The organism is Paeniglutamicibacter sulfureus (assembly GCF_039535115.1).
Taxonomy (GTDB): domain Bacteria; phylum Actinomycetota; class Actinomycetes; order Actinomycetales; family Micrococcaceae; genus Paeniglutamicibacter; species Paeniglutamicibacter sulfureus.
The window spans coordinates 1,297,368-1,323,573 of record NZ_BAAAWO010000001.1 but is presented as its reverse complement, the minus strand read 5'-3'; the positions used below and the strand labels follow the sequence as shown (position 1 = coordinate 1,323,573).

At 64.0% G+C, this 26,206-nt stretch carries 29 protein-coding genes; 12 read left to right on the top strand and 17 right to left on the bottom strand.

What is annotated here, in order from left to right:
* The first annotated feature begins 57 nt into the window (after positions 1-57).
* Both ABD687_RS05990 and ABD687_RS05985 read left to right on the top strand, forming a co-directional pair.
* Positions 58-984: a hypothetical protein gene (locus ABD687_RS05990; RefSeq protein WP_310292778.1), complete on the top strand. Its 927-nt coding sequence runs from the start codon at positions 58-60 to the stop codon at positions 982-984.
* 54 nt (positions 985-1,038) lie between these two features.
* Positions 1,039-2,139, top strand: coding sequence for a 4-hydroxy-3-methylbut-2-enyl diphosphate reductase (locus ABD687_RS05985; RefSeq protein WP_264270911.1), 1,101 nt, complete (start codon positions 1,039-1,041; stop codon positions 2,137-2,139).
* 219 nt (positions 2,140-2,358) lie between these two features.
* Here ABD687_RS05985 and ABD687_RS05980 read toward each other — a convergent pair whose 3' ends face one another.
* The gene (locus tag ABD687_RS05980) at positions 2,359-3,633 is read right to left on the bottom strand and encodes a DNA recombination protein RmuC (RefSeq protein ID WP_310292780.1); all 1,275 of its coding nucleotides are present in this window, start codon (positions 3,631-3,633) and stop codon (positions 2,359-2,361) included.
* A 54-nt stretch (positions 3,634-3,687) separates the two neighbouring features.
* On the opposite strand from ABD687_RS05980, the gene ychF reads away from it, so the two are divergent.
* The 3 genes from ychF (at position 3,688) to ABD687_RS05965 (ending at position 5,922) form a co-directional block, all read left to right on the top strand.
* Positions 3,688-4,791, top strand: coding sequence for a redox-regulated ATPase YchF (gene ychF / locus ABD687_RS05975; protein ID WP_310292783.1), 1,104 nt, complete (start codon positions 3,688-3,690; stop codon positions 4,789-4,791).
* A 113-nt stretch (positions 4,792-4,904) separates the two neighbouring features.
* Positions 4,905-5,186: a hypothetical protein gene (locus tag ABD687_RS05970; protein ID WP_310292786.1), complete on the top strand. Its 282-nt coding sequence runs from the start codon at positions 4,905-4,907 to the stop codon at positions 5,184-5,186.
* 565 nt (positions 5,187-5,751) lie between these two features.
* Positions 5,752-5,922, top strand: a complete 171-nt coding sequence (locus ABD687_RS05965) for a hypothetical protein (RefSeq protein WP_310292788.1) — start codon at positions 5,752-5,754, stop codon at positions 5,920-5,922.
* 79 nt (positions 5,923-6,001) lie between these two features.
* Here ABD687_RS05965 and ABD687_RS05960 read toward each other — a convergent pair whose 3' ends face one another.
* From ABD687_RS05960 to ABD687_RS05905, 12 genes are all read right to left on the bottom strand, one after another.
* Positions 6,002-6,133, bottom strand: coding sequence for a hypothetical protein (locus ABD687_RS05960; protein WP_310292790.1), 132 nt, complete (start codon positions 6,131-6,133; stop codon positions 6,002-6,004).
* Positions 6,130-6,423, bottom strand: coding sequence for a hypothetical protein (locus ABD687_RS05955; protein ID WP_310292792.1), 294 nt, complete (start codon positions 6,421-6,423; stop codon positions 6,130-6,132). Before ABD687_RS05955 ends, ABD687_RS05960 begins: the two co-directional genes overlap by 4 nt.
* A 220-nt stretch (positions 6,424-6,643) precedes the next feature.
* Positions 6,644-7,921 (bottom strand): phage major capsid protein, encoded by a 1,278-nt coding sequence (locus tag ABD687_RS05950; protein WP_310292794.1) that lies wholly within the window; start codon positions 7,919-7,921, stop codon positions 6,644-6,646.
* 298 nt (positions 7,922-8,219) lie between these two features.
* Positions 8,220-8,558 (bottom strand): hypothetical protein, encoded by a 339-nt coding sequence (locus ABD687_RS05945; protein ID WP_310292796.1) that lies wholly within the window; start codon positions 8,556-8,558, stop codon positions 8,220-8,222.
* Between the two features lie 84 nt (positions 8,559-8,642).
* Positions 8,643-8,876, bottom strand: a complete 234-nt coding sequence (locus tag ABD687_RS05940; protein WP_310292798.1) for a hypothetical protein — start codon at positions 8,874-8,876, stop codon at positions 8,643-8,645.
* The gene (locus ABD687_RS05935) at positions 8,873-9,070 is read right to left on the bottom strand and encodes a hypothetical protein (protein WP_310292801.1); all 198 of its coding nucleotides are present in this window, start codon (positions 9,068-9,070) and stop codon (positions 8,873-8,875) included. Before ABD687_RS05935 ends, ABD687_RS05940 begins: the two co-directional genes overlap by 4 nt.
* 518 nt (positions 9,071-9,588) lie before the next feature.
* A complete protein-coding gene (locus ABD687_RS05930) occupies positions 9,589-10,383 on the bottom strand; it encodes a hypothetical protein (RefSeq protein ID WP_310292804.1) in 795 nt (264 codons plus the stop codon).
* A gap of 172 nt (positions 10,384-10,555) precedes the next feature.
* On the bottom strand, positions 10,556-10,768 hold the full coding sequence (locus ABD687_RS05925; protein ID WP_310292808.1) for a hypothetical protein: 213 nt from the start codon (positions 10,766-10,768) through the stop codon (positions 10,556-10,558).
* 553 nt (positions 10,769-11,321) lie between these two features.
* Positions 11,322-12,692 (bottom strand): recombinase family protein, encoded by a 1,371-nt coding sequence (locus tag ABD687_RS05920; RefSeq protein ID WP_310292811.1) that lies wholly within the window; start codon positions 12,690-12,692, stop codon positions 11,322-11,324.
* A gap of 243 nt (positions 12,693-12,935) precedes the next feature.
* Complete coding sequence (locus ABD687_RS05915; protein WP_302265520.1) at positions 12,936-13,703, bottom strand: SCO1664 family protein; 768 nt, start codon at positions 13,701-13,703, stop codon at positions 12,936-12,938.
* Positions 13,703-14,263, bottom strand: a complete 561-nt coding sequence (locus ABD687_RS05910) for a DUF3090 domain-containing protein (RefSeq protein WP_264270915.1) — start codon at positions 14,261-14,263, stop codon at positions 13,703-13,705. The genes ABD687_RS05915 and ABD687_RS05910 overlap by 1 nt, the downstream gene beginning before the upstream one ends.
* A gap of 25 nt (positions 14,264-14,288) precedes the next feature.
* Entirely contained in the window at positions 14,289-14,981 is a 693-nt protein-coding gene (locus ABD687_RS05905; protein ID WP_264270916.1) for a histidine phosphatase family protein, read from the bottom strand.
* Positions 14,982-15,636: 655 nt separating this feature from the next.
* Here ABD687_RS05905 and ABD687_RS05900 point away from each other — a divergent pair.
* The 3 genes from ABD687_RS05900 (at position 15,637) to ABD687_RS05890 (ending at position 19,508) form a co-directional block, all read left to right on the top strand.
* Positions 15,637-16,845, top strand: a complete 1,209-nt coding sequence (locus tag ABD687_RS05900) for a mechanosensitive ion channel (RefSeq protein WP_264270917.1) — start codon at positions 15,637-15,639, stop codon at positions 16,843-16,845.
* A gap of 331 nt (positions 16,846-17,176) precedes the next feature.
* Positions 17,177-19,087: a translational GTPase TypA gene (gene typA, locus ABD687_RS05895; protein ID WP_264270918.1), complete on the top strand. Its 1,911-nt coding sequence runs from the start codon at positions 17,177-17,179 to the stop codon at positions 19,085-19,087.
* A gap of 28 nt (positions 19,088-19,115) precedes the next feature.
* Positions 19,116-19,508: a hypothetical protein gene (locus tag ABD687_RS05890; RefSeq protein WP_302265526.1), complete on the top strand. Its 393-nt coding sequence runs from the start codon at positions 19,116-19,118 to the stop codon at positions 19,506-19,508.
* Between the two features lie 108 nt (positions 19,509-19,616).
* Here ABD687_RS05890 and ABD687_RS05885 read toward each other — a convergent pair whose 3' ends face one another.
* Together ABD687_RS05885 and ABD687_RS05880 are read right to left on the bottom strand one after the other, a co-directional pair.
* A complete protein-coding gene (locus ABD687_RS05885; protein ID WP_264270920.1) occupies positions 19,617-20,132 on the bottom strand; it encodes a helix-turn-helix domain-containing protein in 516 nt (171 codons plus the stop codon).
* Positions 20,133-20,208: 76 nt separating this feature from the next.
* Positions 20,209-20,451: a putative acetyltransferase gene (locus ABD687_RS05880; protein ID WP_264270921.1), complete on the bottom strand. Its 243-nt coding sequence runs from the start codon at positions 20,449-20,451 to the stop codon at positions 20,209-20,211.
* A 196-nt stretch (positions 20,452-20,647) separates the two neighbouring features.
* On the opposite strand from ABD687_RS05880, the gene fdxA reads away from it, so the two are divergent.
* From fdxA to ABD687_RS05860, 4 genes are all read left to right on the top strand, one after another.
* A complete protein-coding gene (gene fdxA / locus ABD687_RS05875) occupies positions 20,648-20,971 on the top strand; it encodes a ferredoxin (protein ID WP_264270922.1) in 324 nt (107 codons plus the stop codon).
* Positions 20,972-20,982: 11 nt separating this feature from the next.
* A complete protein-coding gene (gene dapC, locus ABD687_RS05870; RefSeq protein ID WP_310292826.1) occupies positions 20,983-22,092 on the top strand; it encodes a succinyldiaminopimelate transaminase in 1,110 nt (369 codons plus the stop codon).
* A gap of 103 nt (positions 22,093-22,195) precedes the next feature.
* On the top strand, positions 22,196-23,479 hold the full coding sequence (locus ABD687_RS05865) for a citrate synthase (RefSeq protein WP_264270924.1): 1,284 nt from the start codon (positions 22,196-22,198) through the stop codon (positions 23,477-23,479).
* 224 nt (positions 23,480-23,703) lie between these two features.
* Positions 23,704-24,303 carry a hypothetical protein gene (locus ABD687_RS05860; RefSeq protein WP_264270925.1) on the top strand — a complete coding sequence of 200 codons (600 nt, stop codon included), beginning with the start codon at positions 23,704-23,706 and terminating at the stop codon, positions 24,301-24,303.
* A gap of 16 nt (positions 24,304-24,319) precedes the next feature.
* Here ABD687_RS05860 and ABD687_RS05855 read toward each other — a convergent pair whose 3' ends face one another.
* Together ABD687_RS05855 and dapD are read right to left on the bottom strand one after the other, a co-directional pair.
* Positions 24,320-25,117 (bottom strand): hypothetical protein, encoded by a 798-nt coding sequence (locus ABD687_RS05855; RefSeq protein WP_425566785.1) that lies wholly within the window; start codon positions 25,115-25,117, stop codon positions 24,320-24,322.
* A 109-nt stretch (positions 25,118-25,226) separates the two neighbouring features.
* Positions 25,227-26,189 (bottom strand): 2,3,4,5-tetrahydropyridine-2,6-dicarboxylate N-succinyltransferase, encoded by a 963-nt coding sequence (dapD, locus tag ABD687_RS05850; RefSeq protein ID WP_310292834.1) that lies wholly within the window; start codon positions 26,187-26,189, stop codon positions 25,227-25,229.
* Between the last annotated feature and the right edge of the window lie 17 nt (positions 26,190-26,206).

The window sequence follows — 26,206 nt, the reverse complement described above, 5'->3', positions numbered from 1 at the left end:
AAACGCTGCCGCCGGGCACACGCGCCCCCGCCCCGGCGCCGAACCAGCAGGAGCAACGTGAGAATCGCAACAGCCGCCCGCAACATCCTCGCCATCGTCCTGCTGATGCTCGCCGTGCTGCTGGGCGCCGGGTCGCTGCTCGGGTCCGCGGCCACCACCGTGGTTCACACCCCGGAACCGCTCCAGCGCATCCTGAGCCCGCTGGCCACCGACCCCCAGCTGCGCCAGGTGCTGCCCGATGAACTCGGCGCCGCGTTGGAAGAGCGGATCACCGGGGGCGCCGCGGTGCCCCCGCAGCTGGCCGGCGCGCTGCAAAACGCCATCGCCGCCGCCGGTGCAGCGATGCTCGACGACCCTGGATTCCCCGGCGCGTGGGAACAGACCATCGAAGAGGCCAGGGCCGACTTCACCGCCCGCATGGCCGAAGCGAAGGGCGCCGAGCAGGTCACGCTGCGCCTTGACCTGGCCCCGCTGCTGGGCAGCGGATGGGACACGCTGCAAACATCCCTCGAGGGCTCGGTGCTCGGCGCCCTGCTGCCCACCGAGGTCTCGATGCCGCCGGCGGTCCTGGAGACCGGCTGGCCCGACGCCCAACAGCTGCCAACCCCAACCCTGAACACCTGGCTGGCCGTGGCGCGCGGCTGGCCCTGGCTGTTGGCCGGGGCAGTGGTTGCGGCGGCGGCCGGGTTGCTGCTGGCCACCCGGGGCGGGCGGCCATGGGCGGTGTTCGCCGCCGGGTGCACGGCCCTGGCACTGGGCGGCGCGGCGCGCCTGTGGTTCGCCGTCCTCGGACCGGTCATCGCCCCGGCACAGGGAGCCGGCGTGGAGAGCTTGGTCACCGGCAGGCTGCTGGGCGCACTGGAGGAAGAGGTCGGGAGATTCGCCGCGATCCTTGGCGGCGGCGGCATCGTGCTGGTGATCGCGGGAATCGGGTGGGCCACCGTGGCCGGCCTGGCCGCGCATCGGGCCCCGCGCCGCGGCTAGGCCGGTGGCTGAATCCACACCCCCGAATTTGCCCGCCCCAGTAGACTTGGACCCATGGCTACCAGTTCCACCGTTCAGGTCTCCCTTCCGATGCCCAAGATCCCGCGAACCCGTCGCACACCGGCCGACATCGCCGCCGCAGCACCGGTGGCGGGACAGCGCAATGTGCTCCTGGCTGCCCCGCGCGGCTACTGCGCCGGCGTCGACCGAGCCGTCATCGCGGTGGAAAAGGCGTTGGAGCACTACGGCGCGCCGGTCTACGTGCGCAAGCAGATCGTGCACAACCTGCACGTGGTCTCCACCCTTGAGGCGCGCGGCGCCATCTTCGTGGAGGAAAACGAGGAGGTGCCCGAGGGCGCACTGGTCGTCTTCTCCGCCCACGGCGTTTCCCCGGCAGTGGTGCAGTCCGCCGCGGACCGCAACCTGCGCACCATCGACGCCACCTGCCCGCTGGTCACCAAGGTGCACAAGGAGGCCGTCCGCTTCGCCAAGGACGACTACGAGATCCTGCTGATCGGGCACGAAGGCCACGAAGAGGTCGAGGGCACCTACGGCGAGGCGCCGGAGCACACGCAGATCGTGAACAACCCCGACGAGGCCGACACCATCGAGGTCAAGAACCCCGACAAGCTCATCTGGCTCTCGCAGACCACCCTGAGCGTGGACGAAACCATGGAGACTGTGCGACGCCTGCGCGCCCGCTTCCCCAACCTGCAGGATCCGCCCAGCGACGACATCTGCTACGCGACGACCAACCGCCAGGCAGCGATCAAGGCAGTGGCCCCGCAGAGCGAACTGGTCATCGTCGTAGGTTCCTCGAACTCGTCGAACTCGGTGCGCCTGGTCGAGGTGGCCCTGGAATACGGGGCGAAGGCCGCCTACCGCGTGGACTATGCCTCGGAGGTCGACGAGACCTGGTTCGAGGGCGTGGCGACCGTCGGGGTGACCTCCGGCGCCTCGGTGCCCGAGGTCCTGGTGCGCGATGTGCTGGCCCTGTTGGCCGAGTACGGCTATGGCACCGTCGAGGAAGTCACCACGGCGCAGGAAGACATCCTCTTCTCGCTGCCCAAGGAGATCCGCGCCAAGCTCAAGGAGGCCGGCGACGACTCCCGCGGCCCGGGCGGCCGCATCACCAAGTCGGACATCAGCAGCTAGCTTCCCGCACGGCTCCCGCAAGAGGGCCGTACCCGGACTCGTGGCGCGGAACCCCCACCTCCAGTGGCGGGGGTTCCGCGCCACGGCTTTAACCATCACAGCTGCCTCACCAGCACGGCCGTCAACCAGCACGGTCGTCAACCAGCACGGTCGCCTCCGCGCCTTCCGACGTGTCCCCACGCGCGCAGGCAGTTGCGGATCCCCGCCGGCCCGGCGCGCTCAGTCCCGCGCGTCTCGCCGGGTCAACGGCAGCACACCGGATGCAGCAGTCCCGAGCGCATCGGCGTCGGCCGCATCGAGCAGCTCACCGGCTCCGAGCGCCCGCGGTGTCGCCTCGATGACCGGGAGGCCGTGCAGCGCCGCGGCCGGATCGTGTTCGGAACCGAGCCCCGGATCCAGGTCCCTGATGCGCCGGGCGCTGGGCAAGACCCGGGATTCCAGGGCGCCGACGAACGCGTTGTACTTCTCCACGCTGCCGCGCAGCGAAGCACCCAGCTTCGACACGTGCCCGCCCATGGTCCCGAGCCGTTCGTACAGCTCACGGGACTGCACAAACAGTTCGCGCGCGTTCTGGGTCAATAGCTCCTGCCGCCACGCGAACGCCAGCCCCTTGAGCATGGCCAGCAACGTCGCGGGGGACGCCAAGGCGACGTTCTTGCCGAAGGCATGGTCCAGCAGCGCCGGATCCGCGTCCAGCGCGTCGGCAAGGAAGGATTCGGCCGGCAGGAAACACACCACCAGCTCGGGGCTGCCGTCCACGGCATTCCAGTAGGACTTGGCGGCCAGGGCGTCGACGTGCCGGCGCAGCGCCTTGGAATGCTCCTGCATCTGCTCCCTGGCCCTGGCGCGCGAGGCGGCATCCGAGGCCGCCGAGAGCTCCTGGGCCTTCAGGTAGGCAGCCAGCGGGACCTTGGAGTCCAGCACGATCATCTCGTTTCCCGGCAGCCGAACCACCATGTCGGGACGCAGTCCCTCGGAAGTGCGCAGTTGTTCGCTGAAGTCGACGTGGGCCAACATGCCGGCGGCTTCGACGACGCGGCGCAATTGCAGCTCGCCCCAGGTGCCGCGTGCGGCATTGTTGCCCAGCGCGGCGGCCAGCGAACCGGTGGTGCGCAAGAGCTCGGAGTCGTTGTGGGCGGCCTGCACCAGCTGCTCGCTGAGCTGGCCGAATTGCTCCACCCGGTCCCGCTCCAGCGTCGAGACCTGCGCGCCTACCCGGCGCAGTTGTTCGGCGACCGGCGCCAGGGCCTGGAGCACCGCCTGGTCCTGGCTACCGCGCACACGGTCCTCGGTGACCCGCTCGCGCAATTCCGCCACCTGGGCCTGGGCCCCTGCCAACAGTTGCGCGGTCTGTGCCAGCTCATCGCGCTCAACCACGGCCTGCGCACGTGCGGCAGCGAGCGGTGCGCGGTTCACGAACCACCACGCGCCGACACCCAAAATGAATCCCACGACCAGCGAGCAAAGGGCCGCAACCCACACCAAAGCATCCATGACACAAACCATGCCAGCACCCACCCACGATTTTGGACGGTAGACTCTATTCCCGTGGCTCTTACAATCGGAATCGTCGGACTGCCCAATGTCGGCAAGTCAACAATGTTCAATGCTCTTACCCGCGCGCAGGTCCTCGCGGCCAACTACCCGTTCGCGACCATCGAACCCAATGTGGGTGTCGTGCCGTTGCCCGATGCGCGCCTGAAGGTGCTCGCCGGGATCTTTGGCTCCGAGCGCATCCTTCCGGCAACCGTGTCCTTCGTGGACATCGCCGGCATCGTCAAGGGTGCCTCCGAGGGTGAAGGCCTGGGCAACAAGTTCCTGGCCAACATCCGCGAAGCCGAGGCCATCTGCCAGGTGACGCGCGCGTTCTCGGACCCCGACGTGATCCACGTCGACGGCAAGGTCGATCCGGCCTCGGACATCGAGACGATCGCCACCGAGCTGATCCTCGCCGACATGCAGACCATCGAGAACCAAATGCCGCGCCTCGAGAAGGAACTGCGCGCCAAGAAGATCGAGGCCTCCTTCATCGAGACGGTCAAGGCCGCGCAGAAGGTCCTTGAAGAGGGCAAGACGCTTTACTCCGCCGGCAAGGCCGCCGGAATCGACATCGACGAGCTGGCCCCGCTGCAGCTGATGACCACCAAGCCGTTCATCTACGTGTTCAACACCGACGAAGAGGGCCTGGCCAACACCGAAATGCAGGCCGAGCTGTCCGCCCTGGTCGCCCCGGCCGAGGCCATCTTCCTTGATGCGCAGTTTGAGTCCGAACTGGCCGAGCTGACCGAGGAAGAGGCCGAGGAAATGCTGGAGGACGCCGGCTACACCGAGTCCGGCCTGGACAAACTCGCCCGGGTGGGCTTCGACACCCTGGGACTGCAGACCTACCTGACCGCAGGTCCGAAGGAAACCCGTGCCTGGACCATCGCCAAGGGTGCCACCGCACCGGAGGCAGCCGGCGTGATCCACACCGACTTCCAGCGCGGCTTCATCAAGGCCGAGGTCTTCGGTTTCGAGGAATTGGTCGAGGCCGGATCCGTCGCTGCGGCCAAGTCCGCCGGCAAGGCACGCATCGAAGGCAAGGAATACATCATGAAGGACGGCGACGTCGTGGAGTTCCGATTCAATGCAACAGGATCAGGCAACAAGTAAGAAAGATCCACCGGCCCAAACAAGGGGCCGAACACTTTAGAAAAGGCCCCGGCCGACGTTAGCGCGTCGCCGGGGCTTTGGCGTATCGGCCCACGACTAAGAAGAGGCCACGCATGTCTAACCTTAACAGCTGCACCGACTCAATGGAAAGCAGCAACGCCCGGTACGCGCTCACAGCGCTCCGCGCCACCTTCCAGCCCATCGAGGGCATTGCCACAAATTCTAAGCCGGCCAGCCTTCCGCAGCATACGCGGGTACTTGTCGCCAGCATCCCCGGGGCACAAGCCGTCAACCTATACGCATGGGTCGACGCGGATCCAAACGGCCCCGCAGACTACGTCCGCGAATACGCGCCGGCGTTCGAGTACATTCTCGGGGGCGGATCCAATGTATAACCGCGCTTACTACGTCACCCGCGCAGCCGTCCGCCTCATCCTAGGCACCACGGCCACCGGCCTTGCCCTCGTCCTGCTGCACCTGCCAGCCGCTCTACTAGTCCCGGCCATGACTTAGCCGGCCCGGCACTTCACCCATAGGTGAAGCTGCCGAATAGTGGTCACGGCGGCGGGGCAATTCTCAGCCCTCCTAGGCAGTCCTGCCACCGTGGCCCGCTATTGGGTATCTTCCCAGCGCGTTCCTGCTGATCTAGCGCATAACCAGAGTCGGCGCGGTAAATATATCAACGTTAAGCCTCGAACCGCCGGGGCACCGATGCCAATGGCCAATGGCACCGGTTCCACCTTCGCTCGCTCTCATTTGGAGGGCGGGCCATCGGTGCTACTCCAAATGACGGTTGACGGGGTTTGGGGCGAACGTGGAGCTATGGGGAGAGGGACAGCAACTAACCCTGCGCCCTTCAGGGCTCCGCTAGGCCCGCAGGGCCCCACTACTAGACACCACACACCCGGGGGCACTCGGGGCACCGGCCACCAAATGAAACACCAACGAGAGGATCCAACAATGAACACCACCACCACGACCACGGCGAGCGCCGAATCTTTCACCGTGGGACTATCGACCACCGAAGATGAAACGATCATCACCGTTTCAGCGGACATGCTCACACCGGACGAAGCAGACGAACTCATCGAAGCACTACAGGCGGCCGTGGCTAAGGCCCGCAGCAACTAGGCAGCGGCCCCGGGATGGACTCGGGGCACTCATGACGAAGGCCCCGGCGGGATATTTTTCGCCGGGGCTTTCAGTCTGTCTAATTGTCCATCATGTTCAGCAGGGCCACCACACCGCCGAGGGTGAGGGCCAGCTCGTCAATTTTTCTTTCAAGCCGGGCCAGCGTCTGCGCGGTGGACTCGGGGCCGGCCTCGTTTTCGTTCTCGTTCATCCTGCATCCTTTACGCTATGCACGGCCCGCAGGTGTGCGAGCTTGCTGCCCTTCTGGCTTTTCTCTTTCTCCCGGCCCAGCGCCCGTTGTAGGTCCTTCAGCGCGGACAGGTACGCCGCAGATAGCCGAGTACTTGGGCCCTCGTCGTTGTCGGCGGCCTCGTTGTCCATTTGGTCCGCAAGCATCCGGCAGAGCGCCAGCAGGGCCGCGTCTTCCTCCAGCTTCAGCACGCCACGACGAACGCCGGCCAAGATTGTCCGCTCGAGCGCGTCTCGCTGCAATTCGTCCATCGTGAAACCGTCCTTGTCTATGAGTGTTTGACAGCATCAGCCCTCCCGCGCACGCGCGCGAGGTGGGCAAAAAGTCGCGGAGGGGGAGAATCTCTTGCCGGAACCTAACTCGGGCTGGGGCCGGTGGTAGAGATTTCGACCCCCATACCCCCGGGGGGAGAAAGCAACGGCCGGCAACCCGTGGAAGGGCGGCCGGCCGTGGTGTCAGATGCCCGAAGCGCTACGGAACGACAGGCTCCGCAATATCGATCTCCACGAACGCGCCCGGCTGCTTGATAGCTAGGCCGGCGCGAGTCTCAACGCGCAGCTTAACTTGGTTCTTATCGAACAGTGCGCCGCCGGTGTCTACGTTCAGCACGGCCTCCTGACGAGTGACTACCTGCGCAGCTGCCCAGTCACCGAGTACCGCAGTACCAGCGGCCACGGCCACCGAGGTCACGCGCGGGATAGTCCACAGCGTGCGCACGGCCTCCGCTGCCGGATCCCCCAGTAGGTACTTACCGGTGGCCACACCTTCACGCAGCAAGTCCAGACGCTCAGCGTCCGTAGGATGCAGTACCAGCGCGGTAGGATCCACACCGGTAACCTGCAAGGCGGTCATAGCCTTACGCAGCGTGGTCAGCAGGTCAGAGGTCCACGCCTGCGACAGGTGCCCCGAAGTGGACAGAATACCGGTCATGTTTTCCCCGGTACCGTCACCGCTCAGCGCCTGCAATTCCACGGCCCGCTGCAAACCGTAGCCCATTTCATTGGCTAGGAAGTCGCCTAGGTTCTTGTCATCGTGGAAGTAGCGCTGCGGGATAGGCTCCGACAGGTGAGCGATAACGCGGTAACGGTCCTCGATTTCCTCAATGGTGTAAACCGAGGTCGGCTTCAGCACACCGTCAGCAACCGGGGCCGCCTTGGAATCACGAACAGTCTGGCGCAGGTAGGTGTACGCGTTACCGCTGCCACCGTCGCCGTTCATGATTCCGTTTTCGGCCTGCTCCGTAGATTCCTGCCGTGGCTTGTAGCCTGACAGTTCGCGGCCGTAGTCCTCATCAGACAGACCCCCGGCCGGCTCACCGCGCAGCAGGTCCAGCACCGAGGTTGGCACGGCACCCAGCGGGGCCACACCATCAGAGACAGGGTTAGACATTGTCACGGATCCAGACACAAGGGCCTTGGAGCCGTCAGCGCGGCCCATAGCGGCACGCACCGACTTTACGCCGGCGCGGCCCCAAGCCTTGCGGCCTACCGGGCCGGCGGCCTTCTTGCCCGGGGCACCGCCGATTTCATCCGCCAGTGCCTTGGCCTGCGCATGAATATCAGCATCACGCTCGAGCTCCTTGTACTGCTTCAGCCCGTCCTCCGCGGACTTCATGGCCGCATCATAGGCGAACCGCTCCGAGGCGGTCAGATCCCGCTTTTCGTCGCCGGCCTTGGTTGCAATGCCCTTAGCCTCCTGCGCGCTCTTCAACGCTGCTGCCTTCAGCTTCTCTAGCTTTTCCTTGTGCATCGTTTTTCCTAACGATTAGCGCCGTCCACAAATGGGGATAGCTCACCCATGGGAACGGCAAAAAATGAATGTGAATACGGCCCGGTATGGAATAGCGGCCCCGGTGCAAGACAGGGCGGCGGACCTATAGCAGGGCCTAAAACGTCGGTACCTAGCGGCGCGGATTGAATACCGGCGGCTGGAAAGTCCTAGCGCGTCGCCTTCAGCCAACGGCGGGGGCTCCTTGAACTTGTCCCGTGCCCGGGATCCTCGTTCTTGGCCTTGGCCAGCTGCTGAACTAGTCGCGCTAGGACCAAGACTAGCTCGAACGTCGCGATTCTTTAGCCATGGCCGACAGGTACCCGGTCAGCTCCGCAGCGGACAGGCCGGCCAAATCTTCCGAGGCCCCGAACTCGTCCAGCTCGTGATCCGGGACGTTCAGGGATCCGAACCGCACTCCGGCCCGATATGCAGCACGCCAAGCCATTGGCACCATACCGGCGAGCGCCAGTGTTAGCGCTTGTAGCTCTTTGGGATCCATGGCAGACAGTAGCCCGGCCACGCCGGCCCCGTCGTTGGACTGCATGGCGCGCACTAGCCCGGCCGCGTCGCCGGCTGCCACACGCAGCTCGAGCGCGTTCTCGTTTGTGTTGCTCATCTTTTGTTTTCCTTGTCTAATCGCTGTGCGCCCGTCTCCGGGCCTCATTCCGTTTTTGTGGCCAGTCATCCGGCCGGGGGCCTGCTAATCCGTGTCCTTGTGCCACGCCCCGTCTCGTTGCGCAGTTTCGGCGCGCTCCGCAGCGTCCACCAGCATGTTCGCCAGCGCATAGGCTTTTTCCGGGCTTAGCCAAGCGTGTTTGTCCTCGATACGTAATCGGACACCGGGGACGACCTCGCTGCCGTTGTGCAGCGTCCACACGCCGGCACGCGCCCGCCGGCTGCTCGCCGGCTTCGCTTCATAACGTTTTTCGCTCACTTGCTGCCTACCTGCCGTTCTCGTTGTGCGTTCTCCGCGTAGGTGTCCTGCTCTTGTGCGGCCTTGGCCCGCTCCGCCACTGTGACCAGCCGGGCCGCCAGCTGCAGCGCCTTGTCCGGGCTCAGCACCGCTTGCATTTCCTCGATGCTCAGCCGCACCCCGTATGTGCGCCCCGTGTCTGCCTGCTCCTGCATCCATAAAGCGGCCTGCGCTCGCCGGCGCTGCCTAGCACGGCCGTGAAAATCCGGATCCTTCACTTGCTTGCCTCCTGCCGTTTACGCCAAGCGGCCGAGTTAGCCCGCGCCCGCACCTTGTTCTCAGGCCGCGCCCGATACTCCGCCGCCTTGACCCGAATATCTGCCCGATTACGCGCCCGCCAAATCGCGCTAACCTCAGCAACACACACCCGGCACCGACTTTTCCGGCCGTCCCGCGTTCCGCCCTGCCGCTGATACCCCTCGAGCGGCTTATCCTCACCGCAGCCACTACAGAACTTCCACGCGCCAGCCTCGAAGAATTGGCGCTCGCCGGTTGTACCAGTCATCGTTTGTAACCTCGTTTCAGATAGGGCCTGCAGATGTAGCAGGGGATCACGTCGCCGCGCTCGTTTTCACCGCGCCAGCCGTTATCGCAGATATGCGGCACTGGGCCGGGGGAACTCGGGGGCTCAGCCGGGGCCGGCGACAGGCCGAGGTCCGTAGGGTCCCGTTCCTCACGCATCACGGCCTCCGAGCTCTTGCCCGTGCGGCTCGCAGTACTGGCCATAGGTGCGCCGCGTGTATGGGGTCACCGGCGACGCGCAGCCGAACACGGTGCAGCGCATCTCCGCGGCCATTGTGTCCCGCCATGGATCCGAGCTGCCAACGGTCCCGCAGGCAGTGCAGCCGTTGGACGTGCCCCGGCCTACGCAGCTGCTGCAAGTGTTTCCGTGTTTTTTTGGTTGGTTGTCATCAAAAGAATTACTGTTCCGGACCGGTCCGTTCCGCTCCGTTCCGTTCCGTTCCGGGTCACGCGTATTGTCACGGCGTGACACAGCCACGGTGTCACGCCGTGACTCACTCAGTGACTCACCGCGTGACGCTTCAGACAACGCCGGCGGCATGTCCTTGCCAAGCCCACGGGCGGCCAGCTCCGCCTCGATCGCGTCATCTGTGAGCCCTTGGGCCTTCAATGCCTGCCGCTCACGAGCTCGACGCTGCCGGCGTGCATCATTGGCCCGTTTGTTGGTCAGATAGGCCGCCGAAGGCTGCTCCTGCATATGGTGAACGATCCGCAGATCATCCGGTCCGGTCCGCAGCCATAGGCCGGCCGCCAGCAACTCAGCCACGGCCGCGCCCGGATCCGCAGTCTCAGCGAACCGCCGAACGTCGCGCCGGTCCAATGTGCCGTCCGTTTCCCGGTCAACTGCATAGGCCAACCCTTCAACGTGGGTACGAAACGCAGCATCAGACAAGCGCGCTCGAGCCGCCTCTTTGGTGAACTCTTCACCGAGCTTTAGCCACGTCACGACAGACCACCACCGGCGAGCGCTGCTATTTGCGCGCTGCTGCCGAATACCGGGGGCTCGGGGATGAACTCGGGGGCCCGCTCAGGTATCGTGGAAAGCGTCGCCAAGACATGATTTATTAGTTGATTGCGGCCCCTGCCCTTCCCGGTGGGGGCCGTTTCCATGCGCGGGGTCATTTGGACGCGCCGCCAGCGAATGGGCGCAGCATACCGGCCAGTCTGTCCAGCTGCTCAGCAGTTAGCGGGGGAGCGGCCGCGAGGTTCTTCTCGATACAGGCCGCGATATTGGCCGCGGATAGGTTCCGGCGTGCGTTGCCGATGTTCTCGGGGTCGCCTTGACGCGTTGCATTGCCAAGGGCCGCTCGAGCTTGCAGTACTTCGGACATGAAAAAACTCCCGGGTGAGGGCACAACAAATGTGCCTACTTCACCGGGAGCTATCGCGCTACTTCTCCGATTGGAGCCCTGTACTGTCCGGATCTAAGGTGCCCGGGGACCTGCAAACAGATTACCTTAACCCTAAGCGTTTAGGCTTTAGGCCAAACGAAGCGCGGGAACGGACCGGGCGATTTATTCGGATCCAGCCAACGGCCCAGAGCCTCCAGCGTCATTTCTAAGAGCCTATGAACCGCTAGTCCCTGCCCTTCGGCACCACAATCCAGACACAGAACGCGCAGCGGCGGCGGGGTCTCCGGGTCAATCTCAGAAAGTTCTTCAGCTACATCGTCATCAACAGCTGTGAATATCTCCCCGCCGCGCGGCTCCAGCTTCAGTCCCTCACCTGCCAGCGCCAGACGGACGCGGGCTCTAGTGTCGTGGCCACCAGAACACTGCACATGCACCGGGACTGTGCGACGGCCACCGGCCGGCCGAGCAGTAGCGCTCACAAGTACCTGAATCTCAGTGGCTAAGGGGCCGGCCCATTCCGCACCGTCCCAGCTCATACCGCGCCGTCCTTCCACTCAATCTTCAGGGAGTCGGGGTCAAAGCCCTTACGGCCCCTAACGCCCGGGCAGACGGTAACAGTCATTAGTGCGGCGATAACTCCACGCCGGACCATCAGAGGGGCCGCGTCATAGGCTGCCACCGGATCCTCAGCCCGCAGAATATGGCTCAGAGATACGCTAGAACTACGGCGCGCCAGCCGGCCATTCAGTTGGTCCAGCTCAGCCCGGGCCTTATCTGCTGCCGTTTTGAATCGCTGCCCATCAATGAGTCCGTTATCGTAATCAGCCTCGAACGTTGCAAGACGTGCGCGGACCTCCAAAATTTCCGCAGCCAGCCTTTCGCCTTCAGGGTCATTCTTGACCAACCGGTCCCCAAAGTCTGCCCGTGCCAGCACCCTCCGAACCAGCTCCACCACCACTTCATCAATGGCCGGCATAGTCCGCGAGAAGCCGCAGACACGGCATCGATACCGGGCTTGGCTGAATGACTGCATGAAGCCGCCGCACTTGCTGCACAAGAACAAACCGGATCCGAGGTGCTGCCTGTCCGTGCCCTGCTGCAATCGGCGGCGGGGATCCGACAATCGCGCCTGTATCGCCTCGAAAGCATCCTCAGAAACTAACGGCTCCCAGCTACCGCGCTGCCCGGTCCGTTCACCTCGATAAATCGCATGGCCGGCGTAGCGCGGATTAGTGAGGATGCCCCGGACAGTTCGGGGGTGCCATGGGTTGCCGTGACGTGTTGGCACGTTATCGGCTGCAAGCGCCGCGGTAATTCCCCGCAGTGAGTCACCATGGGCGAACTGCTCAAAGATCCGCCGCACCACGGCCGCTTCATCCTCCACAAGTTCGCCACGCGACGTATAGCCCATCAGACGGACTCCCAAGGGCGGGCGGCCCTTCTCCGAGCGCTGCCGGGCGGCCCGGGCCTGCCTAGCGCTTTTCCGGTCCATCTCCTGCCGAGCCACGGCCGCCTTGATACGCGCAAACATGCGGCCGGCATCAGTCAGCAAATCAGCCTCACCATTAGCAGTGACCAAGGCCAGCCCTTGACCTTCGGCCGCGTCGATCCAGTCCTCCAGCTGCCGAGGCTGCCGCGTTAGCCGGTCCAAGTCGTAGCAGATCAGGGCATCGAACGCGCCCGCGTTGAAATCAGCGACCAGCCGCTCATACTCGGGGCGTTTTCGGCTCACGTTATAGGCACTAATCGAGTTGTCTACGTATTCACCAACGACCCGCCAGCCGCGAGACTCAGCAATGCGCAGGCAGTCCTCGCGCTGCCGCTCAACGGCTAATCCTTCGCCCGTAAAATCGCGGGAAACTCGCATATACAGGGCCGCTCGATAATTTGGAGTTGCACTCATGCCTTCTATTGTTGCATGATTGACGCATCCGGTGGAATTCCGCTTCAACGTCTAGGAGCTCGTGTTTCTGATGCGGCCCCACTTGTTTCGACAAGCGGGGCCGTTTCTGCGTTTGCCCGAGAACAACGGATGCCCGGTGGCTCTTCACATTCCGCCGGGGGAACCGCGCCCGTTGGAAGCATTGGTATGGAGGCAGTTCGGCAACTTGATCGGCTTCGCCGCTCGCCGGCCAGTAGCCGTCTCTTAGAACAGCGGCCAGGGTACCGCCGACATCTCACCACTCGGAGCCGGAAACCGACCTGCCGAGCGCAACCGGTCGCAGCGCGCGGCGAGCGATGCGATTTCTTCGGCGCTGAGCAAGTCCGCCAGGTTTCGGCCCAGATCCCCGTGCAGTCCTTCGCTGACGCGATCTATGCCGTCTACTTCGTCGGCGGTCAGGGCGTCTCCCAGCCATCCCCACAGCACCGTGCGCAGCTTGTGGTCACGGTGAAAGGTGAGCCCGTGGTCCACGCCGTGCCGGTGTCCGTCAGTCATGGCAAGGATGTGGTCGCCTTTGCGGTCGGCGTTGTTGACGATGACGTCGAACACCGCCATGCGTCTGAGCGCCGGCGAGTCTTCGTGAACGAGGGCGACCATCCGTCCGTCCTCATCTCGTCCCTGGAGAACGTGTTTCCAACCAGTCTCCGGCATGTGGTCCGCCGCGATCAGGTTCACGGCGTTTTGGGCGGGATCCTGCTCCTGCCAGAGCTGCACCATTCCTTCGCCCAGCGGACCATCGCGCAGCCAGGTGTGGGGCACGACGCCCCAGCCGAAGGCCTGAGAGACCAGGTAGGCGGCCACCTCCCGGTGGGCAAGCGTTCCCCGGGGAAAATCCCACAGCGGACTTTCGCCTGCCATCGGCTTATAGACGACCGCCACGTCGCCGATGCTGCCGAGAAACGTGGCGTTTGAAGCCGTCGTGATACGGCCGGTGAGCGTCAGCTCGGCGGCCACTAGGTCAGGTGTTGGCATCAGACTTCGGGAAGGGTGCAGGTGTGTCCATCAGCGTCCACGGGATATCCGCAGAGCGGGCACATGGGACGCCCAGCACCCACGATCTCGCGGGTGCGCTTGGCGAATGCGCGGGCGGTGCCGACCGGCATTCGCACGCGCAGCATTTCGGTCTCGTTGCCCCCGTCCTCCTGAAGCGCTTCGTCGTTGTCATCGGCATCGGGACCGTCATCGGTGATGGGGTGGGCCTCAATGACGATCTGGGCCGTGGTTGGGTCCCATCCCAAGCTCATGGCCCCGGTGCGAAACTGCTCCGCAACGGCCTCGAGCGGGTCGTTGTCGACAAGTTCAACGGGAGTACCCGTGGGAACGCTGAAGCGGTTGCCCTCGACGGTGATGAGCTGGTCGAGAATTTCGTCGATCTTCTCCGCGAGCAATGCGGACTGCTGTTTCTCCATGGCAATACTCACGACCTGCTTCCGTGCGCGCACCTGCAGGTAGAACGTACGCGCCCCCGGCACGCCAATGGCGCCAACGACGACCCGATCAGGCCAGAAAAAATCGTGAACACTTGTGGGCATATCAGTCATTCTAGGCCCATGAGCCTCATGGCGCCTTGTGCCCTGCGCCGCCGCCCACCGGCGCATCGCCAGAGCGGATGCCGTTCGACAACCATGACAGATCACCCGCATCGGTGTTTGTCGCGTAGACACTCGGCCGACTAGCGCCGTAGCGCACGATCGATATGGAGGCGGGACCCACGTTGATACGCTGAAACAGGTCAAGGTGCATGCCGAGCGCGTCAGCAAGGATCGACTTGATGATGTCACCGTGACTCACTGCCGCCCACACGGCCCCTGGCCCGTGCTCGGCTTCGAATGCTGCATCGTGGCGTCGAATCGCTGCCACTGACCTGGCCTGCATCGCGGCCAGGGATTCACCGCCCGGAAAGACGACGGAGGACGGCTGCGACTGGACAGCCGGCCACAAATCCTCGGTCTCGAGATCACTGAGCATACGGCCCTGCCACTGGCCGTAGTCGCACTCTGTGAGATCGAGGTCGACTGGCGCGTACGGCTCGCCGGTCTGGCGATCAAGGATGAACTGGGCGGTCTGCCGACAACGCTCAAGAGGGCTCGACACCACCCCAACCAATGGCACGGGTGCGAGCCGTTCTCCGGTCAGGGTCGCCTGGTCCCGCCCGATCTGGTCCAAGCCGACGCCGACTGCCCGACCTGCCAGCAGTCCGGTCGCGTTGGCGGTGGAGCGGCCGTGCCGCACGAGAATAACTGTCGCCATTTACCCAGCCTATCCACCCGCCGTCGACGAACCCAGCCCAGAAGCAGAGTGTCACCAACTTGGTGGCCAGCTGCAGCTATTCCGTTCAGATGTAGGCCCTTGATGTCGTCACGTTTTCGCGCGTCCTGCGCCAAGGTATCTCGCGACCTCGGGATCCGAGTCGAGCTCCGAAAACGTTGATCAGTTTTTCGGCCGGTGGGTAACACTGCGGGGAGGGGGCCCAGCATTCGGAACTTCAACAATTTCGGGGATACTGCTCCATTGCAGTGAGGCCGCACGCGGGCGTGGCAATTGACCTGCCCGTGCATTGAGTGCCTCGGTCCATGTGGAGCTTTCCACGGAACGGAGCAGGTTTATTGCGGGCGTGGGGTCCTTGGATCAAGAGAACTTGTCGGGTGGCCGGCGGATGGCAAATTCCGATTCAAAAAACACTCGATTCGTCACGGTCTGGATACCGCAAGCAGCATCTGCTGCGTGCGGTGCCTCCAATTATGGCGATTCCGCATCACTGATCGCTTGGACCCGCTAAAACCGCAGCGACCCCGGTGCAATCATTGGTTGTTTTAGTGCCACCAAGCATGTTTCCTATAGTCAGAACACTAATCGGAAAGGACAGCGGTTCTCAGGTACATTTCCACCAAGTGAAGGATTTCTCATGAACATGGAAAGTTTCGATTGGGCGGGTATGGCGCAGAAGGTCGCCATCGCCGTAATAATCCTGCTGGTGACTTGGCTATTGGCCAAGTTGGTCAAGTGGGTCATTGGAAAACTCGTGGGGCGGGTAAAGGGGTTGCAACGTCAGGGGAATGACGGGCAACAACTTGGGGAATCACTGGGCAAGGTTGCGGGACTGATCATCTGGCTCTTTGGACTGGTCGCCATCTTGCAGGTCTTCGCCCTTACCGAGGTCCTGTCGCCGGTTCAAGATCTGCTGGGCAAGGTCATGGCCTTCATCCCGAACCTCATCGGTGCGGGCATCATCTTCTTCATCGGCTACATGATCGCCAAGATTGTGCGGCAGCTGGTGACCACGGCTTTGGGCGCTGTTGATTTCAGCAGGCTGACTGCCAGGTTCAAGAAGGGACAGCCTGAAGTCGATCCCGTTGCCACTCATCAACAGAACGCCAAGATCATTTCCATCATCGGAAACCTGCTTTTCGCGATCATCATCATTGTGGTGGGCATCAGCGCGCTGCAGGTGCTGGGCATCGCCGCAATCTCCGATCCGGCCCAGCAGATGCTGACCATGATCATGAGCGCGATCCCGCAAATCATCGCCGCGCTGATCCTGCTGGCCATTGGTTACGTCATCGCAAAGTTTGTCGGCACGATCCTGGAAAGCACGTTGCAGGGAATCGGCACCGATTCGGTTGTGCACAAGTGGGGGATCGTTCCCGCCGACAAGAGCGCCTCGGGCATCATCGCGCTACTGGTGAAGATCGCCATCATGCTGTTCTTCGGCATCATGGCGGCACGTCAGCTGAACTTCCCCGAAGTCACCAACATCCTCAACGACATTTTGGCACTTGGCGGCAACGTGCTCTTCGGCGCTCTGATCATCGCCGCAGGATTCCTGATCGCCAACATCGTCGTCTCGATCGTCGGTCCGGGAACGGCGGCGACAGTGATCCGGTGGGCAACGATTGCGCTCTTCATCGCCATGGGCCTGAAGTACATGGGCATTGCGGATTCCATCATCAACATGGCCTTTGGCGCAGTGGTGATCGGCGGCGCACTGGCCGCGGCCCTCGCATTCGGCCTGGGTGGACGCAATGCGGCAGCTAAGGCACTGGAGAAGTTGGAACACAAGCAGCCGCCTCCGGCACCGCCGGCACATGCCGGGCCGGTGAACCCGCTGGGTTAGGCGCCGACAACTACTAACAGCGACGCCGGTACGCGGTGTTGCGAACGGCAGGGCGGTCCTGGGTATCCACGGGACCGCCCTTCTTGTTGCCGGGGGACACCCCCGCATCGCGCGTTGCCGCAGGACCGATATTCCGGTGGGATCAGGCGTGAATCTTTGCTGCGTGGACGCTGTGGGCGGGGAGCTCCCGGCGCCCCGCCAGCAAGTGTTCATGCGTGAGATAAGGCACGTTTAACACCAGGTTTCCCATTAGGACTAGAATGGTTAATTGGGTCAGTCGTGGCCCCGACCCCCGAGACCCAAATTCTCTAGAAGAAGTGAGCCTTTTCGCATGTCAGATACCACCATCATCGCTCGTGAAGACCTGCGCAACGTAGCCATCGTTGCGCACGTTGACCACGGCAAGACCACCTTGGTCAACGCAATGCTCCAGCAGACCGGTGCATTCGACAGCCACGGTGAAACCGAAGACCGCGTGATGGACTCTGGCGAGCTGGAACGCGAAAAGGGCATCACCATCCTGGCCAAGAACACCACCGTGTTCTACGACGGTCCGGCCGCCAACGGCCACAAGATGACCATGAACATCATCGACACCCCCGGCCACGCCGACTTCGGTGGCGAGGTCGAGCGCGGCCTGTCGATGGTTGACGGCGTCGTCCTTTTGGTCGATGCTTCCGAGGGTCCGCTGCCGCAGACCCGCTTCGTGCTGCGTAAGGCACTCGTTGCCAACCTGCCCGTCATCATCGTGGTCAACAAGACCGACCGTCCCGATGCACGCATCGACGGCGTCGTCTCCGATTCCATGGACCTGCTCCTGGGCCTGGCCTCCGACCTGGCAGACGAAGCTCCGGACCTGGACCTGGACAAGATCCTCAACGTCCCGGTCGTCTTCGCCTCGGGCAAGGCCGGTTTCGCCTCGGTGAACCAGCCCGCCGACGGCACCATGCCGGACAACGAGGACCTCGAGCCGCTGTTCGAGACCATCATCAAGCACGTTCCGGCCCCGACCTACACCGAGGGCGAAGTCCTTCAGGCACACGTCACCAACCTTGACGCCTCCCCGTTCCTGGGTCGCCTGGCGCTGATGCGCATCTTCAACGGCACCCTGCGCAAGGGCCAGCAGGTTGCCTGGGCCCGCCAGGACGGCGAGCTCAAGACCGTGAAGATCACCGAACTGCTGGCCACCAAGGGCCTGACCCGCGTCCCGGCGGAGTCCGCTGGACCGGGCGAGATCGTCGCAGTTGCCGGCATCGAAGACATCATGATCGGCGAGACCCTCACCGACATCGAAAACCCGAAGCCGCTGCCGCTGATCACCGTGGACCCGCCGGCAATCTCGATGACCATCGGTATCAACACCTCGCCGCTGGCCGGCAAGGTCAAGGGTGCCAAGGTCACCGCGCGCCAGGTCAAGGACCGTCTTGACAAGGAACTGATCGGCAACGTTTCGCTGAACATCCTTCCGACCGAGCGCCCGGATGCCTGGGAAGTCCAGGGCCGTGGCGAATTGGCACTGGCCATTCTCGTTGAGCAGATGCGTCGTGAAGGCTTCGAGCTGACCGTCGGCAAGCCGCAGGTTGTTACCAAGATGATCGACGGCAAGCTGCACGAGCCGATGGAGCACATGACCATCGACGTACCCGAGGAATACCTCGGCGCCGTGACCCAGCTGATGGCAGCCCGCAAGGGCCGCATGACCAACATGGCCAACCACGGTACCGGCTGGTGCCGCATGGAGTTCATGGTTCCGGCACGTGGCCTGATTGGCTTCCGCACCCGCTTCCTCACCGACACCCGCGGTGCAGGCATTGCCGCTTCGTTGGCCGAGGGCTACGAGCCGTGGGCCGGTCCGATCGAATACCGCATCAACGGTTCGATCGTGGCTGACCGTTCCGGCGTCGTCACCCCGTTCGCGATGATCAAGCTGCAGGAACGCATGTCCTTCTTCGTGCAGCCGACCTCCGAGGTCTACGAGGGCATGATCGTTGGCGAGAACTCACGCGCCGATGACATGGACGTGAACATCACCAAGGAAAAGCAGCTCACCAACATGCGTGCAGCTTCCTCGGATACCTTCGAGAACATGACCCCGCCGCGCAACCTGACTCTGGAAGAGTCCCTCGAATTCGCCCGTGAGGACGAATGCGTTGAGGTTACCCCGGATGCGATCCGTATCCGCAAGCTCATCCTGAACGCCGGCGACCGCGCGAAGTCTAACCGTGCCCGGGCAAAGTCCTAACAAGGCACCAGGGCTAACCGCCTCCACCTTGGGCAGCGTCCTGGCCGCTTTGGCGGCCGGGGCGCTTGCCGCCGTGGTGGGAACCATCCTTCATGCCTCGTTGGGCTATGCGGGAGACGTGCCGATTCCCTGGGGCGCCGCATTGGCCCTGCTGCTGACGGGCGCCCTGGTCTACTGGGTGGGCCTGCTGCGCGGCAAGCTGTGGGTCAGTGCGCTGGCCGGGCTGGCGACCTACGTGTTCGTGGCATTGATCTCGACCGACACGAACAACCAGATGATCGTCTCGACCCAGTTCTTCAAGATGCTTCCGGGCCCGGCATTGGCCGGCGGCATGTGGGTGTACGGCATCATCGTCCCGGTCATCGTGGCGATCCTGCTGGTCTCCCGGCAATTGCGCGCCGCAACACGTACCCGCGGCTGATCCCGGGTGCTGGCCGATAAGGCCGTCACCCAACGCAACACCAAGCCATATATGACAGGACCCCGCAGAGCACGCTCTGCGGGGTCCTGTCATTGGTTGGCGCGGGGGTTAGGCCGCGCCGGTGGTCTTCTTGGCGGACTTCACATCCAGGTGGTGTGCCAGGAACAACGAGGTGGCCACACCGTCGGTATCCGAGTCGCGCATGGCGTAGTCCTCGATCACTGCATGGATGCGTGACATCATTTCCTTCTGGGTGCTTTCGCTGAGCTTCAGGCCCACGCGCAGGACCTGGATTTCCTGCGGAGCCAGTCCGTCGATTTCCTGCAGGAACGTGTCGACGAGCAGCGGAGCGGCATCCGGCAGCTTGGTGCCCCACGACAGCTTGGTGCTTCGGTACGGCACTTCCTTGGCGCCGCGGTTGCCGCGGCGCGTCTCCTCGGCGGCGAGGAATCCGTTGGAGAGCAGCGTGCGCACATGGTGCAGCGACGTCGCCGGATTGATGTCCAGCATGTCGGCTATTTCCTTGTTGGTGCGCGATTCGTGCAAGCAAAGTCGCAGGATGCGAAGGCGGAGCGGGGAGCTCAACGCCCTGGCACGGGCCTGTACTTCTTCATCTGTGGCCATGGTTTAAGCATACGGGAAATCACGCCACTGATTGAATGTTTCAAATCGCTCGGCGTGTGTGTTTCGGGGGGCGCTGTCAACGGCGCTGCCGCCGGTCAGGCGGGGGAGGAACCGTCTTGGCGTGGGTAATCCGGGCGCGTTCGATGGACACCGGACCGCCGCGGGTCTCGAGGACCACATGGGTCTCGGTCACCGACTGCACGTTTCCCAGGGCATCGGACAGCCGCTCGCCGGCGCTTCCCTGCTCGTCGGGTGCCAGGCGATAGCGAATGACCACGCGGGTGCCCGAGGGAATCGTGGCGAAGAGATCCGGATCCATGTCTTGAGTCTAGGCCGGGGCGTAACATGACACCGTGAGTCAGGGATGGATGTGTGCGAGGCCACATTCATGGCGGGGGTGCCGTTCGACCGGGCAAAGCGGCCCCAACGGGACTAAGCTATTGGAGAGCATGCATAGCCGCGTGCCGCATGACCAGACAGTTCATGATCCGTTGTAAAGGAAGGCCCCGGGTACCGTGACCTACATCATCGCCCAGCCGTGCGTCGACGTCAAAGACAAGGCGTGCATCGAGGAATGCCCCGTGGATTGCATCTACGAAGGCGAACGCTCGCTGTACATCCACCCCGATGAATGCGTTGACTGCGGCGCCTGCGAACCGGTATGCCCGGTGGAGGCCATTTACTACGAGGACGATGTCCCCGACCAGTGGGCCGAGTACTACAAGGCCAACGTGGAGTTCTTCGACGAGGTCGGTTCCCCGGGCGGCGCGGCCAAGCTGGGCAACATGGGCATCGACCACCCCATCATTTCCGTCCTTCCGCCCCAGGCCCAGGACTGAACGCCACCACCATGCTGACGCTCCCTGACTACCCGTGGAACGCCCTTGCCCCCTACGCGGCCCGCGCCGCCGAGCACGAGGGCGGTGCCGTGAACCTTTCCATCGGCACCCCCGTGGACCCCACACCCGAAATCATCATCCGGGCACTGCGCGAGAGCGCGAACGCCCCGGGATACCCCACCACCCACGGCACGCCGGAGCTGCGCGAGGCCATCGTGAATTGGTTCGGGCGCCGCCGCGACGTGCGTGGCCTGGCCACGGACGACGTCATGCCCACCGTCGGCTCCAAGGAACTGGTGGCCTGGCTGCCGCTGCTCCTGGGCCTGGGGGCGGGCGACCTGGTGGTCCGCCCGCTGGTTGCCTACCCGACGTACGACATCGGTGCGCAATTGGCCGGCGCCGACTCCATCGCGGCCGATTCGCTGGCGGGGCTCTCTGAGGACGACCGTGCGCGCGTGAAGCTCGTGTGGGTGAATTCCCCGGGCAACCCCACCGGCATCGTCCGCGGCGCTGCCGAACTCAAGGCGCTGGTGGATGACGCCCGCTCGCTGGGCGCTGTCGTGGCCTCGGACGAATGTTACGCCGAGCTTGGCTGGGGCGAGCACGAGGACGGGGTGCCGAGCATCCTCCACGACTCGGTCTCCGGTGGCGACATGAGCGACCTGCTGTGCGTCTACTCGCTGTCCAAGCAGTCGAACCTCGCCGGATACCGTGCTGCCTTCGTGGCCGGGGCACCGAACCTGATGCCCGCACTGCTCAACAACCGCAAGCACGCGGGGATGATCGTGCCGGCCCCGGTCCAGGCTGCCATGGTCGCCGCCCTGAACGACGACGAGCACGTCAAGGTGCAAAAAGATCTGTACCGTGCACGCCGTGACCTCCTGGTTCCGGCCCTCGGCGCCTTCGGCTTGCGCATCGTGGACTCGGTAGGCGGGCTCTATCTGTGGTGCACCGCGGACGAGGACTGCTGGACCACCCTGGGACGGCTCGCGGACCAGGGCATCGTGGCAGGACCCGGCGCGTTCTACGGGACGGCCGGGGAGAAATTTGTCAGGATCGCGCTCACCGCCAGCGACGAACGGATCCACAGCGCCGTTGAACGGCTTAATGCGGCAGCCTGAACGGCAAACGTGACCAACCAATTAGTGTCAAGAGCCTACTAAACGGTAGCGTGACAGTGATTACTGACCATCGGATTCATCTGCATTCCGGTTAGGAGAGACAATGACGGAAAACAATTCTGCTCAGCTCAGCTTCGGCGGCAACAGCATCGAACTCCCTGTTGTGCCCGCGGTAGAAGGCAACAATGGCTTTAACATCGCCCCCCTGTTGAAGGCGACAGGCGGCGTGACGTACGACCCGGGCTTCATGAACACTGCGGCAACCAAGTCCGCGATCACCTTCATCGATGGCGATGCGGGGATCCTGCGCTACCGCGGTTACCCGATCGAACAGCTGGCCGAGAAGTCCAGCTTCCTGGAGACCAGCTACCTGCTGATCTACGGCAACCTGCCCTCGGCCACCGAACTGGAGGAATTCGACCAGAAGATCCGCCGGCACACGCTGCTGCACGAAGAGCTCAAGGGCTTCTTCGGCGGCTTCCCGCGCGACGCGCACCCGATGCCGGTGCTCTCCTCGGCCGTTTCCGCCCTCTCCACCTGGTACCAGGATTCGTTGGATCCGTTCAACGAGGAACAGGTCGAGCTCTCGACCATCCGCCTGCTGGCCAAGATGCCGGTGCTTGCCGCCTACGCGCACAAGAAGTCCATCGGGCAGGCACTGCTCTACCCGGACAACTCGATGAACCTGGTCGAGAACTTCATGCGCTTGAGCTTCGGCCTCGCCGCCGAGCCGTATGACTTGGATCCGGTCATGGTCAAGGCCCTTGACCAGCTGCTGGTCCTGCACGCGGACCACGAGCAGAACTGCTCCACCTCCACGGTGCGCCTGGTCGGTTCCTCGAACGCGAACATGTTCGCATCGGTCTCCGCCGGAATCAACGCACTCTTCGGCCCCGCCCACGGCGGCGCCAACGAGGCAGTGCTGAAGATGCTGCGCCAGATCCAGTCCGAGGGCCTGAAGCCCGCCGACTTCATGGAGAAGGTCAAGAACAAGGAAGACGGCGTCCGCCTCATGGGCTTCGGACACCGCGTCTACAAGAACTACGATCCGCGCGCCAAGATCATCAAGAACACGGCCCACGAGATCCTCGGGAAGCTCGGCGGCAACGACGAGCTGCTGGACATCGCGATGTCCCTCGAAGAGCGCGCGCTCAACGACGACTACTTCATCTCGCGCAAGCTCTACCCGAACGTCGACTTCTACACCGGCCTGATCTACAAGGCCATGGGTTTCCCGGAGAAGATGTTCACCGTGCTGTTCGCCATCGGACGTCTGCCGGGCTGGATCGCGCAGTGGCGTGAAATGATCCAGGATCCGGAAATGAAGATCGGGCGCCCGCGCCAGCTCTACATCGGCGAGTCGGAGCGCACCTACCCGAACCGCTAAGTCGGTCCGGAGCCGCAGCGGGGAAGGGATCCCGCCGCGCGAACCGCGGCAATGCAAGCCCAGGGGGCCGGCATCGTTGAAGGAGATGTATCCTTCAGCGGTGCCGGCCCCCTTTGCCGTGAACGGCCGGCTGCACGCTGATCCCCGGACTTGCGGGGCTTTTGTGCCATTTCGGGCTTATCCTAGATTTAGGCAGGGGATTTAACGGAAACGGGTGTGCACATATGGTGCTGGAGTCTGGTTCGGGTTGGAAGGTTTCGGCCGATATCGACAAGGAGATGTTGCTGGCGCTATATTTCCGGGATTTGGCGGCCATCGAGCCGATGGGGGCAATGTCCCTCGCGCCGCTGAGTCCCAGGGTCAAGCCGGCTGCCGCGCGGGAGCTGTCCGAGAATGCCGCCGGAGAACTGCGCCAGGAATGGCAAAGCTGGTGGGAGCAGATCCTGGCCAACGGCCAACCGACCATCGACATCCACGCGGAACCCGACTTTCCGGGCTTCTCCGATTCACCGAGCCTGCAACACCTCTTGCGTGCCCACTACGGCAACGCCTACACCTGGACGCAGAACAGGGTGGGGGAGTACCGGGATTACTGCGTCGACAACACCAAGGAGCGGCTCCAGCTCTTGGCGCATCTCTTCGCCGAACGGGAGCTGGAGGGCAAGAACCTCGATGACCTGCATCTGAAGCTGGTCGAGCTGCCGCTGGCCGAGCGTCGCGCCTGGTTCGTTGAACCGGACACGGTGATCCTGAGCCAGGAACTGATGCGGGATGCGACGCTTTTCCGCAGCTACCTGCAGCCCATTATCGACCTGATGACCTAGGCGCAGGGTTTCGGCGTTATTTCGCGGAACCTGCCAGGGAGATGATGACGTAGCCGTCCGTGGTCGCCGCCGGCACCCAGCGGCCCTCGGAGCGGTTCCACACCAGTCCCGCGTAGGAGACCGACTCGGTTTGGTGCTTCTGCGCGTTGGCCACGGCCCACTGGGCGATGGCCCAGCCCTGGTCGCCGCGTACGGCGATGCGCACGCGGTTTCCGGCCAGGTCGTCGGTCTTCTGGCCCGTGGCCGCCAACAGGTCGGCCGCCACCGTCGTGGCCGAGCCGGCACCATCCGTCGGGCGCAGCGTGCAATTGAGCGTCGAGGGGGAGGCCCCGGTGAGCGCCGAGGCAAAGGCGCTGGCCTCTTCCTCATGCTTGGCGTAGGCCTGCGGGTAGGCGGAGCGCTGCACCTTTTGCGCCGCGTCGGTCAGGGCCATCGACTCGTAGTCAAAGGTCTCCAGCTCCTGGAAGAAGCGGTTGGCGGCATAGACCGGATCCTGGACCTGCTCCTCGGTGCCCCAGCCCATGGACGGGCGTTGCTGGAACAGGCCGCGCGAATCCGGGCCGGCGTTGTCGCCGTAGTCGATGTTGGTGAGCTTGGATTCCTGCATCGAGGTGGCGATCCCGATGGTGGCTGCACGCGTGGGCATCTTCCGCTTGGTGGCCGCAGCGGCGATCACCGCGGCGTTCGAGGCCTGGTCCGGGGTCAAGGTGTGCAGCGTCGAACCCACCAGGGCGGTGCATTTCTGGCGTACCACCGTGGCATCGATCCCGATGAAGTTCACCGCGGCGTAGAGCCCACCGCCGATGAGCCCCATGGCAAGCACCAGGGCCAAAAAGGTGCGGCCCCAGCGTCGGGGCCCGCGGTGCCGACCATGATGCCGGTCGGCATGCCGCGAGCCCAACGAGAGCACGCGTTGGTGTGCGTCAGTTGGCATGCAGGACGCTGTTCAATTCCACATGTTGGCCGGCCCGCGGCAGCGCCTCCACGGCACCGGTGAGCGAGTTGCGGCGGAAGAGCAGGTTCGGAACTCCGGAAAGTTCAACGGCCTTGACCACGGTGTTCCCGAGCTGGACGCGGGTTCCGGCGGTGACGTAGAGGCCGGCTTCGACGACCGAGTCGTCCCCGATGGAAATGCCCACGCCGGAGTTAGCGCCAAGCAGCACGCGTTCGCCGATGACGATCCGTTCCTTGCCTCCGCCGGAGAGGGTCCCCATGATGGAGGCACCGCCGCCAACATCCGAACCGTTGCCCACCACGACCGAGGCGGAGATCCGGCCCTCGACCATCGAGGCGCCCAGGGTGCCGGCATTGAAGTTCACGAAGCCCTCGTGCATGACGGTGGTGCCCGATGCCAGGTGCGCACCCAGGCGGACGCGGCCGCCGTCGGCAATGCGGACCCCTGCGGGAACGACGTAATCGAGCATCCGGGGGAACTTGTCGACCCCGTAGACGGTCAGGGCACCGCGCGGGCGCAGGCGCAGGCGGGTGCGTTCGAAGTCTGCTACTGCGCAGGGTCCGAAGTTCGTCCACACGACGTTTTGGAGCAGGCCGAAGGCCCCGTCGAGGTTGACGTTGTTGGGGGTCACCAGTCGGTGGGAGAGCAGGTGCAGGCGCAACCAGACATCCGCGGTGTCAGCGGGGGCAACGTCGAGGTTGATTTCAAGGGCGATCACGGCCTGCGTGGTGCCACGCCCGTCATCGTCCCGGGCGGCGGCAGCCAGGTCCCCGGAAATCTGCGCGGCGTCTTCCAGGACACCGACGACGGGATTGGGGAACCACGCGTCCAGCACCGAGCCGTCGGCGGCATAGGTGGCCAGGCCGTGGGCCGAGGCGATCCTGAGGTCGTGTGTGGAGGCGTGCGTGGATGGGGTGTCTACCGGAGTCATGAATCAATCCTAGCGCG

Excerpts from the sequence above, each read along its gene's own strand:
- ABD687_RS05985 (WP_264270911.1), top strand. The coding sequence starts at position 1,039 with ATGGCTACCAGTTCCACCGTTCAGGTCTCCCTTCCGATGCCCAAGATC.
- ABD687_RS05980 (WP_310292780.1), bottom strand. The coding sequence starts at position 3,633 with ATGGATGCTTTGGTGTGGGTTGCGGCCCTTTGCTCGCTGGTCGTGGGA.
- ABD687_RS05970 (WP_310292786.1), top strand. The coding sequence starts at position 4,905 with ATGTCTAACCTTAACAGCTGCACCGACTCAATGGAAAGCAGCAACGCC.
- ABD687_RS05965 (WP_310292788.1), top strand. The coding sequence starts at position 5,752 with ATGAACACCACCACCACGACCACGGCGAGCGCCGAATCTTTCACCGTG.
- ABD687_RS05960 (WP_310292790.1), bottom strand. The coding sequence starts at position 6,133 with ATGAACGAGAACGAAAACGAGGCCGGCCCCGAGTCCACCGCGCAGACG.
- ABD687_RS05955 (WP_310292792.1), bottom strand. The coding sequence starts at position 6,423 with ATGGACGAATTGCAGCGAGACGCGCTCGAGCGGACAATCTTGGCCGGC.
- ABD687_RS05950 (WP_310292794.1), bottom strand. The coding sequence starts at position 7,921 with ATGCACAAGGAAAAGCTAGAGAAGCTGAAGGCAGCAGCGTTGAAGAGC.
- ABD687_RS05945 (WP_310292796.1), bottom strand. The coding sequence starts at position 8,558 with ATGAGCAACACAAACGAGAACGCGCTCGAGCTGCGTGTGGCAGCCGGC.
- ABD687_RS05935 (WP_310292801.1), bottom strand. The coding sequence starts at position 9,070 with ATGCAGGAGCAGGCAGACACGGGGCGCACATACGGGGTGCGGCTGAGC.
- ABD687_RS05925 (WP_310292808.1), bottom strand. The coding sequence starts at position 10,768 with ATGTCCGAAGTACTGCAAGCTCGAGCGGCCCTTGGCAATGCAACGCGT.
- ABD687_RS05920 (WP_310292811.1), bottom strand. The coding sequence starts at position 12,692 with ATGAGTGCAACTCCAAATTATCGAGCGGCCCTGTATATGCGAGTTTCC.
- ABD687_RS05915 (WP_302265520.1), bottom strand. The coding sequence starts at position 13,703 with ATGCCAACACCTGACCTAGTGGCCGCCGAGCTGACGCTCACCGGCCGT.
- ABD687_RS05910 (WP_264270915.1), bottom strand. The coding sequence starts at position 14,263 with ATGCCCACAAGTGTTCACGATTTTTTCTGGCCTGATCGGGTCGTCGTT.
- ABD687_RS05905 (WP_264270916.1), bottom strand. The coding sequence starts at position 14,981 with ATGGCGACAGTTATTCTCGTGCGGCACGGCCGCTCCACCGCCAACGCG.
- ABD687_RS05900 (WP_264270917.1), top strand. The coding sequence starts at position 15,637 with ATGAACATGGAAAGTTTCGATTGGGCGGGTATGGCGCAGAAGGTCGCC.
- typA (WP_264270918.1), top strand. The coding sequence starts at position 17,177 with ATGTCAGATACCACCATCATCGCTCGTGAAGACCTGCGCAACGTAGCC.
- ABD687_RS05885 (WP_264270920.1), bottom strand. The coding sequence starts at position 20,132 with ATGGCCACAGATGAAGAAGTACAGGCCCGTGCCAGGGCGTTGAGCTCC.
- ABD687_RS05880 (WP_264270921.1), bottom strand. The coding sequence starts at position 20,451 with ATGGATCCGGATCTCTTCGCCACGATTCCCTCGGGCACCCGCGTGGTC.
- dapC (WP_310292826.1), top strand. The coding sequence starts at position 20,983 with ATGCTGACGCTCCCTGACTACCCGTGGAACGCCCTTGCCCCCTACGCG.
- ABD687_RS05865 (WP_264270924.1), top strand. The coding sequence starts at position 22,196 with ATGACGGAAAACAATTCTGCTCAGCTCAGCTTCGGCGGCAACAGCATC.
- ABD687_RS05860 (WP_264270925.1), top strand. The coding sequence starts at position 23,704 with ATGGTGCTGGAGTCTGGTTCGGGTTGGAAGGTTTCGGCCGATATCGAC.
- ABD687_RS05855 (WP_425566785.1), bottom strand. The coding sequence starts at position 25,117 with ATGGGGCTCATCGGCGGTGGGCTCTACGCCGCGGTGAACTTCATCGGG.
- dapD (WP_310292834.1), bottom strand. The coding sequence starts at position 26,189 with ATGACTCCGGTAGACACCCCATCCACGCACGCCTCCACACACGACCTC.